Here is a 14,532-nt window from a genome sequence, read left to right on the forward strand (position 1 = left end):
GGGGTCTTGGCTCGGGCCCTGACGTGCGCATTTTACGGTGCGGGCGGGGTCGGGGCTCGGGGTGGGGTTCTCTCTTCCCCAAGCCCGCCCCTTCCCGAAGTCGGGGGCTCTGCCCCTGCGCCCCCGTCCGTGCGGGTCCGTGGTCGGCTGTGCCCACCCGTTCCGCCCCAGCGGAACGACTGCCCACAGCCTCGGCGCCCGCCGAAAAGTGGCCCTACTTCTCCGTTACTCCCGCCGAGTCGAACGTCGCCACCTCGTGCATCGCCCTCGCCGTGCTCTGGACCAGGGGCAGGGCCAGCAGGGCGCCCGTGCCCTCGCCGAGGCGGAGGTCCAGGTCGACCAGGGGGCGCAGGCCCAGTTTGTTCAGGGCCGCCACGTGGCCCGGTTCCGCGCTGCGGTGACCCGCGATGCACGCGGCCAGGACCTCGGGGGCGATCGCGCGGGCCACCAGGGCGGCGGCGCCGGCGCTGACGCCGTCCAGGATCACCGGCGTACGGAGTGAGGCGCCGCCGAGGAGGAGGCCGACCATGGCCGCGTGTTCGAAGCCGCCGATGGCCGCCAGGACGCCGATCGGGTCGGCCGGGTCCGGCTGGTGGAGGTCGATGGCTCGGCGGACGACCTCGGTCTTGCGGGCGAGGGTCTCGTCGTTGATGCCGGTGCCCCGGCCTGTGACCTCGGCGGGGTCGGTGTCCGTGAAGACCGAGATCAGGGCCGCCGACGCCGTGGTGTTCGCGATGCCCATCTCACCCGTGAGCAGGGCCTTGTTGCCGGCCGCCACCAGGTCGCGGGCCGTCTCGATGCCCACCTCGATGGCCGCCTTGGCCTCCTCGCGGGTCATCGCGGGGCCGGTCGTCATGTCGGACGTGCCCGCGCGGATCTTGCGCGGCAGCAGACCGGGGGTGGCGGGCAGGTCCGAGGCCACGCCCACGTCGATCACGCAGACCTCGGCGCCCACCTGGCTGGCGAAGGCGTTGCAGACCGCGCCGCCGCCGAGGAAGTTGGCGACCATCTGCGCGGTCACCTCCTGCGGCCAGGGGGTGACGCCCTGGGCGTGCACCCCGTGGTCGCCCGCGAAGATCGCGACAGCCGCGGGTTCCGGGATCGGGGGCGGGCACATGCGGGAGAGGCCCGACAGCTGTGCGGAGATGATCTCCAGCATGCCGAGCGCGCCCGCCGGTTTCGTCATGCGCTTCTGCCGCTCCCATGCCTCGCCGAGCGCCTTGGCGTCCAGCGGGCGGATGTTGGCGACGGTCTCGGCGAGCAGGTCGTGCGGCTCCTCGCCGGGCAGCGCGCGGCGGCCGTACGTCTCCTCGTGCACGACCCACGACAGCGGGCGGCGTTTGGACCAGCCCGCCTGCAGCAGTTCGGGCTCCTCCGGGAACTCGTCGACGTAGCCGACGCAGAGGTACGCCACGACCTCCAGGTGTTCGGGGAGGCCCAGCGCGCGGACCATCTCGCGCTCGTCGAAGAAGCTGACCCAGCCGACGCCGATGCCCTCGGCGCGCGCCGCGAGCCACAGGTTCTCGACCGCCAGCGCGGAGGAGTAGGGGGCCATCTGCGGCTGCGTGTGGCGGCCGAGGGTGTGCCGGCCGCCGCGGGTCGGGTCGGCGGTGACGACGATGTTCACCGGGGTGTCGAGGATGGCCTCGATCTTCAGTTCCTTGAACTGCTTCGCGCGGCCCTTGGGGAGCGACTTGGCGTACGCCTCGCGCTGCCGCACGGCCAGTTCGTGCATGGTGGCGCGGGTCTCCGCCGAGCGGATCACCACGAAGTCCCACGGCTGCGAGTGGCCGACGGAGGGCGCGGTGTGGGCCGCCTCCAGGATGCGCAGCAGTACGTCGTGCGGGATCGGGTCGCTGCGGAAGCCGTTGCGGATGTCCCGGCGCTCGCGCATCACCTTGAGCACGGCCTCGCGCTCGGCGTCGTCGTAGCCGGGAGCGGCCGGGCCGGTGGACTCTCGTACGTCTTCCACCACGGCCGTGCCCTCTTCGCCCTCTTCCTGGTCGGCGGCCCTGGTGTCCAGGTCCTCCGCTTGCTGTGCCGGCTGTCCGGCATCCGGGTCGGGGACGGTTTCGGGCTCGTCGGCCACGGCCACGAGTGCCACCGCCGGCTCGGGAGCCAGGGGTTCCGGGCCCTCGGGCTCCGTGGGCTGTTCTGGTTCCGGTTGCGGCTGCGTTGCCTGGAGAGCGGGCTCCGACTCGGGCGCGGGTTCGTCCTCCGGGGGGAGGACAAGGGCGTGCGGGGGTGTCGGGGCCAGGTGCGGGGTGGTGGGCACGGTGCCGTCTTCCGGGACGAAGTGGCCTACCGGCTCAGCCGGCAGTTGCGGCTCGGCCACCTGCTGCTCGGCGAACGGGGTGGGCTCCTCGGCGTGGGCGGCCACGGGCTCCGGCGCGGCGGGCAGGGGCGCGGTCGGTGCGGCTACGGCTTCGGGTGCCTCGGGGGCACCTGCCTGTACTTCCGCTGCTTCCGCGACTGCGGCCACGACGGGCTGCGGCTCGACAGGGGGTTGTTCGGCGTACTCCAGCACGGGCGCGGGCGCCTCCGCCGGTACGGCCTCGTAGTGGGGTTCTGCGAGCGGGGCGGCCTCCGTCACCTGCGCGGCGACGTCCGCCAGTTGAGACGCCGGGTCCGCAAGGTGGACGACCGGGGGCTCCTCCGCAGCGGGCGCGGACGCGAACTCCGCCACGGGGACACCCGGGGCCTCGACGGGGACACCCGGGGTCTCGACGAGAGCACCGGCGTCCACCGCCTGCGGCTCGCTCTCGGGGGCGACCTGCGGGGCGAGGTGCGGGGTGACGGGCTGGGCCGGAATCTGGTGGGCCTCAGGGGCGAACTGCGCCTCCGGCACCATCGGGGCGTCCGGCACGACCTGCGCGTCCGCGACAACCTGCACGACCGGTGCGTCCGGCACGACCTGCACGTCCGGTACGGGTTCCGCCTCCGGTACGGCGATCTGGGCGTCCTCGGGCTGCGGCACGGCACCCTCGGTCTCCAGCGGGGCCTGCGCCACCTCGGGGGCGACCGGGGCCGCCGGGAAGACGGCGCCGGCCTCGGGGGCCTCGACTGCGGCGGGCGGCGCCACGGGGGGCTCCGGGAGCGGGGGCACCTCGAAGGCGTACGCGGCAGCCTCAGTGTTCTCGAAAGCCTCGGAGCCCTGACCCGCGTACGCGTCCTCCGGAGGCTCGGGCGTCTCGTACGCGGTCTCCGGAGTCGCCTCCTGGGGCGTCGGTACGGCGTCCGGCAGCTCGGGCAGCGGCTCCGGGGCCGGGGTGTCGGACAGAAGCGGAGCAACCGTTTCCGCGAGGTGCGCCCCCTCGGCGACCAGCGGGGCCGGCGCGGCCTGTACCGCCGCGTGGGCCTGGGTCTGGGCCTGGGCGCCCCAGGGAGCCGCGCCCTGCGGGGCCGGGTCGGCGAGCAGCGGAGGCGCGTCCAGGTATTCGGGGCCGGGGACCTGTACCGGCGTACCGAACTGGCGTACAGGTGCGGGCATGCCCGCCGGGCCGCGGTCGGCAAGGGAGCGGACCGGGCTCGTGGAGGCGTCGGGGGTCGGCGGGCCGAGGTGCAGCGGGCGGCGGGGCGAGATCGGAGCCGTCGCCTGAGAGGTGGGGGTCTGGGTCGCGAGGCGGACGGCGCTCAGGTCGACCGAGCCGCTGTCGCGGCCACCGGTCTCGTGCGGGCCCGGCTCGTGCACGGCCTCGACGACGGGAGCGGGGGCGGGCGGGGCGACCTCGTTGCCCCATGCGCTCTGGGCGCCCGGGAGCAGCAGGAGGTCTTCGTCCTCGGCGGTGGTCTCGGAGAGGTAGGTGTACGCACCGTGCGCGGGAACGCCCGGCTGTTCCACCATGCCTGCGTTCTCCGGCAGTCCCTCGGCCGGGACCTGGCCGGTGTCGGTCATGCGAACCCCTCGCCCATCGGTTAGTGCTTCTACGACCAGCTCACCCGGAACGGCGCACCGATCGCCCCGTAGTGAAGAACGAGCATGCGTGCCCAGCGGCACGAACGACCCGCCTCAGAAAGGCGACAAAGCCATTAACTGGCATTGTCGCCATCAACAGGCATTCTTGCGGCCGTTCCGCCGTAGCGGCAGCTTGATCCGCCACGGCCCGCTGTGGACTGCGCCACGTTGCGCGCCCTACCGGTTCCGCCGTACCACACTCACCCCAAAACGGGTGTGCTTTCCGGACATTGGGCTACGAAGTGCCGGGCCACCGAGTGCAGTGCAACGGTCGGCCAGCCTACCGCGCGCAGTACGACAACAGGATCACGGGACCGCAATCGACGTCAGGCCGCGCGGTCGGGCAGGACTCCGCTGAGCAGGAACGCGACGCTCCGTTCCTTCTCCGTCCAGGCCCGGGTGTCCAGCTCGACGGACTGGAGGAGGGCGCACTCCACCTCGTATCCGTGCTCGGTCAGGTCGCGGCCGATGAGTTCGGCGGCGTCGCGGGTCGCCGCGTGCGTGACGATGCGCTGCGGGCGCCGGTCGGCGACCGCGGAGACCACCGCCGCTCCCCCGCCGCCGACCCGGACGACGTCGGGCTCGGGGAGGTCCTCCAGGATGTGCGGGGCCTGGCCGCGCACGATCTGGAGCTGGACGCCGAAGCGGCGGGCGGCGGAGTCGGTGCGAGCACAGGCCTCCACGTTCCGGTCGACGGCGATGACGGCGGCGCCGCTGCGGGCCGCGTCGGTGGCGAAGGCGCCGCTGCCGCAGCCGATGTCCCAGACGAGGTCGCCCACGCGCGGCCCGAGGCGGGCCAGTTGCGCGGCCCGCAGCAGCTCCGTCTCGCCCTCGGCGTACTCGGTGGCGCCGTGGCCGTACGCCTCGGTGGGCAGTGCCCAGCCGCGTGGGCCCGCCGCCGGGTCGCGGCCGGCGATCCAGCCGCCGTCGCCGCTCGCGGCCGAGCCGCCGATGACGATGACGACGTTCGGGTCGCGCCAGGCGCGGTCGGCGGCCTTGTCGGAGGTGAGGACCGTGATCTGCTCGCGCTCGGTGCCCAGTTCCTCGCAGATGACGAAGGTGCGGTGGACCCCGTCGAGGAGCAGGCCGAGTTCGGCGGGGCCCGCGCCGGGTGAGGTGAGGACGGCGACCTTGGTGTGGGCGCGGCACACGTTGACCGCGCGGCGCAGGGTGCGGCGGTGGGCGACGACGACCTCGGCGTCGTCCCAGGGCATGCCGGCGCGGGCGAACGCGGTGGCCACCGAGGACACAGCGGGGACGACCTCGACCTCCAGGCCGAACTCGGGGTTGCGCAGGGTGCGTACGACGCCGAAGAAGCCGGGGTCCCCGTCGGCGAGGACGACGGCGGAGCCGCGGTGGCCGGCGATGCGGCGGGCGGCGAGGGCGACGCTGCCGAGGCGGATGCGTTCGGCGGCCGGGGGGACTTCGGGGAGCGCCAGATGGTGGGCCGCGCCGGCCACCAGCGTGGCGGCGCCGAGGGCGGAGCGTGCCGTGGCGGTCAGGGGCGAGCCGTCCCAGCCGATCACCGTGACCCGGTCGGCCATCTCGTCAGTCTCCAGAGGGTTCGCGCGGGTCTTCGGGGAACACGGTGTCGTCCTGCGGGGAGTCGGCCGTCTCGGGGCTCCGTGAGGGTACCCCGTTGTGCCCGTCGTATCCGGTGGCGTCCCCTTGGTTCAGTTCCAGTCGGAGTACGACGTGAAACCGCTGTTGTCGGCCAGTTCCTCACCGGCGCCTTCGAGGTCCTCGGGCAGCAGGCTCCAGACGATGAAGTCGGTGCGTACGTCGGTCCAGGTGCCGTCCTCGGTACGGACGTGCGCTATGCAGGCGCCCCGCAGGACGCCCTCGCTGATGCAGCCGATCTTCTGGGCGACCTGCTGGGAGGCGGTGTTGTCGGCGGCCGTGCGCAGCTCGACACGCTCGAACTTCTGGTCGCCGAGCACCCATTGGGAGGTGGCGAGCGCGGCCTCGGAGGCGTAGCCCTCGCCGCGCGCCCAGGGGGCGATGATGTACGACAGTTCGGTGGACCGGATGTGCCAGTCGGTCCTGGTGAGCTGGACGACGCCGACCAGGCGCTGGGTGAGGAACTCGGTGACGGCGAGGTCGAGGCCGCGGCCTGCGGTGCGTTCGGCGGGCGCGTACTCGGTGATCCAGGTGTGGGCCGCGTCCTCGGTGAAGGGCTGGGGGACGTCGGTCCAGGCGGCGACCTGTTCGTCGTTCATCATCTCGGCGAGCGCGGGGATGTCGTCCTCGTCGAGAGGGCGCAGTACCAACCGGTCCGTGCTGATGGAGATGTTGGGGAAGGTGCTCGTCATGCGCCGCTCCATAGCCTTCGAACCTTCAAACCTGCACGGCCTGTTGAACTGCCCAGCATGCAGCATGCGGCCTCGCGACCGCATCACGGGGTCCACGCCCGGTGAGGGAGCGGACCCCGTACGTGTCGGTAAGTACCGTCAGAAGGTGTGCGACAAGGAGTGCCTGAAGGATCTTCAGAAGGACGCGATCACAGAACCCTCGTACTTGTCCTCGATGAACTTCTTGACCTCGGCAGTGGTGAGGAGCTTGGCGAGCTTCGCGACCCGGGGGTCGCCCTCGTTGCTCTTCTTCACGGCGAGGAAGTTGCCGTACGGGTTGTCCTTGGGAGACTCCGAGACGAGGGCGTCCTTCGCGGGCGACAGATCCGCTTCGAGGGCGTAGTTGCCGTTGATCACCGCGGCGTCGACGTCGTCCAGGGAGCGCGGGGTCAGGGCTGCCTCCAACTCCTTGAACTCGATCTTCTTGGGGTTCTCGGCGATGTCGTTGGGGGTCGCGTCGTTGCCCACGCCGTCCTTGAGGGTGATGATCCCGTTGGCGTCGAGGAGCTTGAGGGCCCGCGCCTCGTTGACCGTGTCGTTCGGGACGGCGATGGTGGCGCCGCTCTTCAGCTCGTCGGCGCTCTTGAGCTTCTTCGAGTAGAGGCCGAGCGGCTCCAGGTGGACCGTGACGACGGGCACGATGTCCGTGCCGTTCTTCTCGTTGAACTCGTCGAGGTACGGCTGGTTCTGGAAGTAGTTGGCGTCGACCGACCCGTCCTCGGTCGCCGGGTTCAGCGTGGCGTAGTCGGTGAACTCCTTGACGTCCAGGTCGAGTCCCGCCTTCTGCGCCAGGTTCTCCTTGATGTAGTTCAGGATCTCGGCGTGCGGGACGGTGCTCGCGCCGACGACCAGCGGGCCGCTGGTGTCGGAGGCGGAGTCCTTGTCCGAGCCGCAGGCGGTGAGACCCAGGGTGAGGGCTCCGGCGGCGAGGGCGGCAACGGTGAACTTTGTGGCGTTACGCACGAAAAGTGCCTTTCCATGTGGGTGTGGCTGTCCCCGTGATGGGTGGTACGGGGACATCTGCGGGTGGGTGTGGGGGTGGTGGGAGAGGTCGCCCGGCGGCTGTCGGGCAGCCTTCAGGCGGCCTTGCCGAGCTTGGGTTTGGCCTTCAGGAGCCGGAGCCTGGGCTCCGCGCCGGAGCCGCCGCCGCGCCGGTGCAGCCTGCGGGCCGCGTAGTCACCGGCGAACTGGATGACCGAGATGACGACCGCGAGGATCGCCACGGTGATCCACATCAGGCCGTTCTCGAAGCGCTGGAAGCCGTAGCGGATGGCGATGTCGCCGAGACCGCCCGCACCGACCGTGCCGGCCATCGCGGAGTAGCCGATGAGGGCGACGACGGTCGTGGTGGCCGACGAGATCAGCGAGGGCAGCGACTCGGGTACGAGGACCCGGCGGACGACGGTCCAGGTGTTGCCGCCCATGGCCTGCACGGCCTCGACGAGCCCGTGGTCCACTTCGCGGACAGCCGTCTCGACGAGGCGCGCGAAGAACGGGATCGCGCCGATGGCGAGCGGCACGATGGCGGCCTCGCGGCCGATCGTCGTACCGGTGATGGCCCGGGTGAAGCTCATCAGCGCGACCATCAGGATGATGAACGGCATCGAGCGGGCGATGTTCACGACCTGGCCGATGACCTTGTTGGCGAGGACGTTCTGGAGGAGTCCACCGCGGTCGGTCAGGACCAGCAGGATGCCCAGCGGAAGGCCGCCGACGACGGCGATCAGTGTGGACCAGCCGACCATGTAGAGGGTGTCCCAACACGCCTGCTCCAGCAGGGGCTGCATCTCCGACCAGGTCACTTGGCACCGTCCTTCAGCAACAGGGCCTCCTGGACCACTGCCTGTTCCGACCGCTCGACCACATCGATCTGCAGGCCCTGCTCGCGCAGGAAGCCGATCGGCACGACGTTCTCCTCGTAGCGGCCAGGCAGCTCGATGCGCATCCGGCCGACCTGCCTGCCCCCGACGGTGTCCATCGCGGCACCGAGGATCGAGATGTCGATGTTGTACGTACGGGAGAGCTGCGAGATGACGGGCCTGGTGGCCGCGTCCCCCTGGAACGTGACGTCGATGACCGTGCGGTCGTCCCCGGAGGCGTCGCCGCTGACCGGGAAGAGCGCGGCGGCCAGTTCGGAGCCGGGGGTGGCGAGCAGCTCGCTGACGGTGCCGGACTCGACGATCCGCCCGTTCTCCATGAGGGCGGCCGAGTCGCAGATGGACTTGACGACGTCCATCTCGTGCGTGATGAGCAGCACGGTGAGCCCCAACTGCCGGTTCAGGTCGCGCAGCAGCTGGAGGATGGAGCGGGTGGTCTCCGGGTCGAGGGCGCTGGTGGCCTCGTCGGAGAGCAGCACCTTGGGGTCGCCGGCGAGGGCGCGGGCGATGCCGACGCGCTGCTTCTGGCCGCCGGAGAGCTGGGCGGGGTAGGCCTTGGCCTTGTCGGAGAGGCCAACGAGGTCGAGCAGCTCCAGCGCCCTGCGGGACCGTTCCTTCCCCGACGTACCGAGGATTTCGAGGGGCAGCTCGACGTTGTCCTGGACGGTCCGGGAGGAGAGCAGGTTGAAGTGCTGGAAGACCATGCCGATCCGGCTGCGCGCCCGGCGCAGTTCCCGGCCCGCCCGGGGTCCGCGTCCCGCCAGGGCGGTGAGGTCGTGGCCGTCGACGCTCACGGTGCCCGCGGTGGGGCGTTCCAGGAGGTTGACGCAGCGGATGAGCGAGGACTTGCCGGCGCCGGACTGGCCGATGACGCCGTACACCTCGCCTTCGCGGACGTGCAGGTCGACGCCGTCGAGGGCGGTGACTTCACGACCGCGTGAGCGGTAGACCTTCGTGAGGCCGGACGTGGTGATCACAGGGGTTTCCGTCACTGTCGAGTGCGCGGGCGTGGGTGTGCCCGGGACACGGGGAGAGGCTGTGCGCGGCTCGGGGCGTCACGTACATGCCGGGTGTCTGCATGAACTCGGAGGAGTCATACGACGACGGCGTACGGACATGCCACGGCGGCTCGCTTCGGGGCGCGAGGCTCAGAGGTGGTGCGGGGGCCCTCTAGAAGGCGCACATTCGACACATACAACGAGCACCGGGCGTCAGGGTCGCCTCGGTCGCAAGGATGCGGCTGCTCGTAGTGGTCATGCGATCAGTAAAGCAGACGTATGGACACGGCCAAGAACGTCCGTCCACGCCTGTCCGGAATATGGACAGGCGTGGACGTGTATCAGCCACGTACCCGGATCTCCACACCGGCGGCGGTGACCAGCGCCGACAGGGCCGAGAGATCGTCGACGACCAGATCGGCGGTCAGTTCACGCGCCTCGTGAGTTGTGGCCAACGCCACGGTGGTCATCCCGGCGGCGCGGCCTGCCTGGAGCCCGGCGGGGGCGTCCTCGAAGACGACGCAGCGGGCGGGGTCGACGCCCAGTTGCCGGGCGGCGAGGAGGTAGGGCTCGGGGTCGGGCTTGCCGCGCGTCACGTCGTCGGCGGTGACCAGCGTCTTGGGCAGGATGCCGACGGCGTCGAGGCGCGCCTCGGCCAGCCGCCGGGTCGCGGAGGTGACGACGGCCCACCGGTCGGCGGGGAGAGAGGCGAGGAACTCCGCCGTCCCCGGCAGCAGCACGGCGCCACCGCCCGGTACGTCGTCCACCTCCAGCTGTTCGATCCGGGCGACGGCGCCGGGCACGGCCTCGGCGGGCAGCAGATCGGCGGCTATCTCGGCGGCCGGCCGCCCGTGCAGTCCGACCTGCGCGAACGCCTCGGCGGTGATCCCGTACTCCTCGCGCCACCGGTTCCAACAGCGCTCTACGGAGGCGAGCGAGGAGAGGAGGGTGCCGTCGTTGTCGAACAGGAGGGCGTCAGCGTGGATCGTCATGGCCTCGACCCTACGGGGCCGACGGCACCTGCCCTTTTCGGCCGTAATAGGGTCGGCGGCATGCTTGATGCCCTGACGGTCGCCACCTCCGTCGCCGCCCTCGCGCTCGCCGCCTGGTGCGGCTGGGCCGCGTACCGCGATCAGCCCACCAAGGACTGGCACTTCATCGGTATGGGCGTGGTCACCCTGCTCACCGTGGTCCAGCTGGTGGTCGGCATCGTCCAGCTCGCCCGGGGCGAGAAGCCGGAGCAGGGTACGACGATCTTCGTGGCATATCTGCTGGGCGCGCTGGCGTGTGTGCCGGTGACGGGGTTCATGTCGCTGACGGAGCGGACGCGGTGGGGCTCTGTGACGGTTGCCGCCGGCGGAGTGGTGCTGGCTGTGCTGGAGGTGCGGCTGTATGACATCTGGGGAGGGTGAGATGGCCACGGCGGAGAGGTCGCGGCTTATCAGTGGGCCGGGCACGTTGCTCGTGTGGCTCTACGGCGTGATGGTCGTCGGTGCGGTGTCGCGGTCCGCGGTGCAGATCTCGACCGAGTTCGGGCATGCGCCGCTTGCCTACTCGCTGTCGGCTGTCGCCGGGGTGGTGTACGGGTTCATCACGTACTCGCTGGTGCGGGGTGGAGAGAGGGCGCGTAGGGCGGCGTTCGTCTGCTGCGCCGCCGAACTTGCCGGGGTGTTGATCGTGGGTACGTGGACCCTGGTCGAGCCGTCCGCGTTTCCCGACTCGACCGTGTGGTCCGACTTTGGGATGGGGTACTTGTTCATCCCCGTACTGCTGCCGATCTCCGCGATGTACTGGTTGCGTAAGGCTCGGTCGCCCGAGGGGGATGCGGGCTGAGGTTGTTGCGCGACTGACGGCCGTGTGTGGCTTGTCGCGCAGTTCCCCGCGCCCCTGTGGGGCGCCCCTGTGAACCCTGGTTAAGCAGTTGCCGCGTATGTTCCCGCCTGCTTTTCCAGGACGATCATCGGGACGCCGTCGTTGCCCTTGTCGGTGCCTACCGTTTCGTAGCCGACTCGACGGTAGAGGCGCAGGCCCGCGTCGCTGCGGTGGCCCGTGCTGAGGCGGAACCTTTTCGCGCCGCGTTCTTCCGCGAGGGCCGACTCGGCGGCGCGCAGGAGGCGGGCGCCGATGCCGTGGCCCTGGAGGCGGGGGTGGACGCAGAGTTTGCCGATGGACGCCGTGCCGTCGGGGTTCGGGGTGCCGCGCACCGAGCCGACCACCTCCTCGCCCAGCCGCGCCACGTAGACGCAGTCCGCGCCGACTTCCTCCCGGACGGAGTCCAGGGTCTGGACCAGCGGATCGATCCGGTAGTTGCCGTACAGAGCGGCCTCGCTCTGGAAGCACAGGTACTGCAGCCGGAAGATCTGCTCCGTGTCCCGTTCGGTCGCCACCGAGATGGTCACGCTCATGCCCATGTGTGCACGCCTCCCGCTCACCTGTTCAGTCGTTTGCTCCTCACTCCTATCCCCGTGCTTCGCGGGCCGCAACCTCCGGCGTCAGCAATCGGCGGAGACATCCCAGGCATCTGGAACGTTCCGGACCAAGACTGCCCTGTGAGATACCCAACTCCCCCGCGATTTCCCGGTAGGTGAGGTCCTTCGGCGACAGCAGGGCCTCCAGCAGACTCGGGCAGCGGCCGGGCAGCCGGCGGACCGCGTCACGCAGGGCGCGGTGCCGGGCGGCGGTGAGGGCGAGCTGCTCGGGGCCCGGACGGTCGTCGGCCGCGGGCTGGTCGCCGTACGGCCGTTCGACGCGGGCGGTACGGCGGTTGCGGCGGGCCTCGGAGCGGACGGCCCGGCGGAGCCAGTTCTGCGGGTCGGCCGGCGGCCCGTCGGAGTCGAGGCGTTCCAGGAGGCGGAGCCAGACGGCCTGTTCCAGGTCGCTCGGCTCGGCGCCGTAGGCATATGCCTCCGCCGAGGCCTCGGCGGCGAGCAGGGGGCGCAGGGCGGAAACAATGTCGTGGGTCATATGCGGCACGACGCCGCCGCTCCGGCGGGAGGTTGCCGGAGCGGCCGGTTGTCACCCCAATCGGGGCCGGGCGCTCAGCCGTTGACGAGGCCCGTTCTCCGTTCTCTTCAGTCGTTCAGGTTCTGTTCTCTTCTGTCCTTCAGGTTCTGTTCTCTTCAGTCGTTCACGAAGTCCGCGCGGGCCAGTACGCCCGTGTCCGGGTTGTCCGTGAAGACGCCGTCGATGCCCGTCGCGAAGTACGTGCGGTACGCGCCGAAGGCGTCTCCGTAGGCGTCCGCGTCCGTGCCCTTGCGGAAGTTCGTCGGCAGGAAGGGGTTCTCGTTGCGCATGGTGTACGGGTGCAGGATCAGGCCCGCCGCGTGCGCGTCCGCGACCAGGGCGGTCGGTGAGGTGAGCGCGCCGTTCGAGTCCTTCGGGATGACCAGGTCGAGGGTCGGGCCGATGCCCTGGGCGTACGAGGCGATCTCCCGCAGGCCGGCCGGCTTGATCAGGTCGGCGACCGTGCGCGGGTCGCCGCTCGTGACGAAGTCCCAGGGGCTGGTGTTCGCGGCCGAGAGCAGGACGACGAGCGGGTTGCCGACGAGCCGGTTGAGGCGCTGGATGCTGGTCGGTTCGAAGGACTGGATGATCACCGGCGAGTTCTTCCTGTCCTTGCCGTGCTTCTTCAGGAGCTTCGCGACGCGCTCCTCCAGGCCCAGGCCGAGCGCCCGGAAGTAGGTGGGGTGCTTGGTCTCGGGGTAGATCCAGACCTGCTTGCCGCGCTTGCGGGTCTGCTCGTCCTGCCAGCGCAGGACCTCTTCGAAGGTGGGGATCTCCCAGCGGCCGTTGTAGAGGGTGTTGTGCGGGCGGTTGGCCGGAATGCGCTCGATCGCGCGCAGCGTCTTCAGCTCGGCGAGCGTGAAGTCCTCGGTGAACCAGCCGGTGAGGGAGACGCCGTCCAGGACCTTGGTGACCTTGCGGCTCGCGAACTCCGGGTGGTCGGCGACGTCGGTCGTCCCGCCGATCTCGGGCTCGTGGCGGCAGACGATGTGGCCGTCCTTGGTGGGGACCAGGTCACCGGCCTCCACGATGTCCACGCCCAGGTCGAGGGCCAGTTGGTACGACCCGAGGGTGTGCTCGGGTCGGTAGCCGCTGGCACCCCGGTGGCCGATGATCGTCGGTACGGGCAGACCCTTCAAGCCACCGCCTCCGTGCTTCGCGTCGTGTCCGGCCTGCCGGGCGTCGGCTCCCGCCGTGCCGGGCAGCCCCAGGACCGCGCCGCCCGCACCCAGCATCGCGGCTCCGAGCAGCGTCCGCCGCCCCGTCCCCGTCGACTCCCCCTGCGCATGTCCGTTCGACTCCAGCGTGCCCATGAGCGCCTCTCCTGCCGCACCGTCATCTGTCCAAACGGACCGATCGTAGGTGTGTGTACATGACGACAGGGAGGCCTCGGGCGGAACACGCGGACGACAACGGATGACACGGGATGTCGGCATCGACGCGGGCTCTGCGGGTAGGCGCACAGTGTGTCCGGTACGGGCGACACGCGATCTCCGTCACATTCGTGGCGGTCCGTCACCCGCCCGCAACAGTGCGCCACCGCAGGTAAACGCGGGTCAACAGTGCGTAAGTACTCGGTGAACCCGATGTGCACTACCCCCCGAGGCGCGAGTATCGTCCTCACCTGCACAGACTTATGCCGAATACCTTCACACCGGAGGGCCCGTTGTCCCGCTTCGCGCTCATCAAGGCACTGCTCGGACCGATCATGCGCCTGATGTTCCGCCCACGGGTGGAGGGCATGGAGCACATTCCGGGGGACGGCCCGGTGATCCTGGCCGGCAACCACCTCACGTTCATCGACTCGATGATCCTGCCGCTGGTCTGCGACCGCCAGGTCGTCTTCATCGGCAAGGACGAGTACGTCACCGGTGAGGGCCTGAAGGGCCGCCTCATGGCCTGGTTCTTCACCGGCGTCGGCATGATCCCGGTGGACCGGGACGGGGCCAACGGCGGTGTCGCGGCGCTGATGACGGGGCGTCGGGTGCTGGAGGAGGGGCGCATGTTCGGGATCTACCCCGAGGGCACGCGCTCGCCCGACGGGCGGCTCTACCGGGGGCGTACCGGTATCGCCCGGCTGACTCTGATGACGGGGGCACCGGTGGTGCCGTTCGCGATGATCGGCACGGACAAGTTGCAGCCGGGTGGGGCGGGGATGCCCCGGCCGGGGCGGGTCACTGTGCGGTTTGGTGAGGCGATGGAGTTCTCTCGGTACGAGGGGATGGATCGGGATCGGTATGTGCTGCGGGCCGTGACGGACTCGGTGATGACTGAGGTCATGCGGCTGTCCGGGCAGGAGTACGTGGATATGTACGCGACCAAGGCCAAGGCCGCGTAGGGGTTTTGCG

13 protein-coding genes are annotated in these 14,532 nt (G+C 70.7%); 3 read left to right on the forward strand and 10 right to left on the reverse strand.

Going from position 1 to position 14,532, the window contains the following annotated elements; translation table 11 throughout:
* Positions 1-214: 214 nt before the first annotated feature.
* From cobT to ACWDR4_RS38520, 7 genes are all read right to left on the reverse strand, one after another.
* Positions 215-3,895 (reverse strand): nicotinate-nucleotide--dimethylbenzimidazole phosphoribosyltransferase, encoded by a 3,681-nt coding sequence (gene cobT, locus ACWDR4_RS38490; RefSeq protein WP_450415425.1) that lies wholly within the window; start codon positions 3,893-3,895, stop codon positions 215-217.
* Between the two features lie 386 nt (positions 3,896-4,281).
* On the reverse strand, positions 4,282-5,499 hold the full coding sequence (cbiE, locus tag ACWDR4_RS38495) for a precorrin-6y C5,15-methyltransferase (decarboxylating) subunit CbiE (RefSeq protein ID WP_450415427.1): 1,218 nt from the start codon (positions 5,497-5,499) through the stop codon (positions 4,282-4,284).
* 129 nt (positions 5,500-5,628) lie between these two features.
* On the reverse strand, positions 5,629-6,267 hold the full coding sequence (locus ACWDR4_RS38500) for a GNAT family N-acetyltransferase (RefSeq protein WP_450415428.1): 639 nt from the start codon (positions 6,265-6,267) through the stop codon (positions 5,629-5,631).
* 174 nt (positions 6,268-6,441) lie between these two features.
* On the reverse strand, positions 6,442-7,269 hold the full coding sequence (locus ACWDR4_RS38505) for a MetQ/NlpA family ABC transporter substrate-binding protein (protein ID WP_450415430.1): 828 nt from the start codon (positions 7,267-7,269) through the stop codon (positions 6,442-6,444).
* Between the two features lie 113 nt (positions 7,270-7,382).
* Entirely contained in the window at positions 7,383-8,108 is a 726-nt protein-coding gene (locus ACWDR4_RS38510; protein ID WP_450415431.1) for a methionine ABC transporter permease, read from the reverse strand.
* Entirely contained in the window at positions 8,105-9,160 is a 1,056-nt protein-coding gene (locus ACWDR4_RS38515) for a methionine ABC transporter ATP-binding protein (RefSeq protein ID WP_450415432.1), read from the reverse strand. Before ACWDR4_RS38515 ends, ACWDR4_RS38510 begins: the two co-directional genes overlap by 4 nt.
* Before the next feature lie 362 nt (positions 9,161-9,522).
* Positions 9,523-10,173: an HAD family hydrolase gene (locus tag ACWDR4_RS38520; RefSeq protein ID WP_450415434.1), complete on the reverse strand. Its 651-nt coding sequence runs from the start codon at positions 10,171-10,173 to the stop codon at positions 9,523-9,525.
* A gap of 60 nt (positions 10,174-10,233) precedes the next feature.
* Here ACWDR4_RS38520 and ACWDR4_RS38525 point away from each other — a divergent pair, with 60 nt between their 5' ends.
* Positions 10,234-10,593 (forward strand): hypothetical protein, encoded by a 360-nt coding sequence (locus ACWDR4_RS38525; protein ID WP_450415436.1) that lies wholly within the window; start codon positions 10,234-10,236, stop codon positions 10,591-10,593.
* Entirely contained in the window at positions 10,574-11,014 is a 441-nt protein-coding gene (locus ACWDR4_RS38530) for a hypothetical protein (protein WP_450415438.1), read from the forward strand. The genes ACWDR4_RS38525 and ACWDR4_RS38530 overlap by 20 nt, the downstream gene beginning before the upstream one ends.
* Positions 11,015-11,094: 80 nt before the next feature.
* Here ACWDR4_RS38530 and ACWDR4_RS38535 read toward each other — a convergent pair whose 3' ends face one another.
* The 3 genes from ACWDR4_RS38535 to ACWDR4_RS38545 form a co-directional block, all read right to left on the reverse strand.
* Positions 11,095-11,592: a GNAT family N-acetyltransferase gene (locus ACWDR4_RS38535; protein WP_450415439.1), complete on the reverse strand. Its 498-nt coding sequence runs from the start codon at positions 11,590-11,592 to the stop codon at positions 11,095-11,097.
* A 46-nt stretch (positions 11,593-11,638) separates the two neighbouring features.
* Positions 11,639-12,145, reverse strand: coding sequence for an RNA polymerase sigma factor (locus ACWDR4_RS38540; RefSeq protein WP_450415485.1), 507 nt, complete (start codon positions 12,143-12,145; stop codon positions 11,639-11,641).
* A 155-nt stretch (positions 12,146-12,300) separates the two neighbouring features.
* The gene (locus ACWDR4_RS38545) at positions 12,301-13,497 is read right to left on the reverse strand and encodes a glycerophosphodiester phosphodiesterase (protein WP_450415441.1); all 1,197 of its coding nucleotides are present in this window, start codon (positions 13,495-13,497) and stop codon (positions 12,301-12,303) included.
* A gap of 353 nt (positions 13,498-13,850) precedes the next feature.
* On the opposite strand from ACWDR4_RS38545, the gene ACWDR4_RS38550 reads away from it, so the two are divergent.
* On the forward strand, positions 13,851-14,522 hold the full coding sequence (locus tag ACWDR4_RS38550; protein ID WP_450415486.1) for a lysophospholipid acyltransferase family protein: 672 nt from the start codon (positions 13,851-13,853) through the stop codon (positions 14,520-14,522).
* Positions 14,523-14,532 lie beyond the last annotated feature (10 nt).

This window comes from Streptomyces sp. NPDC000878 (assembly GCF_053599695.1).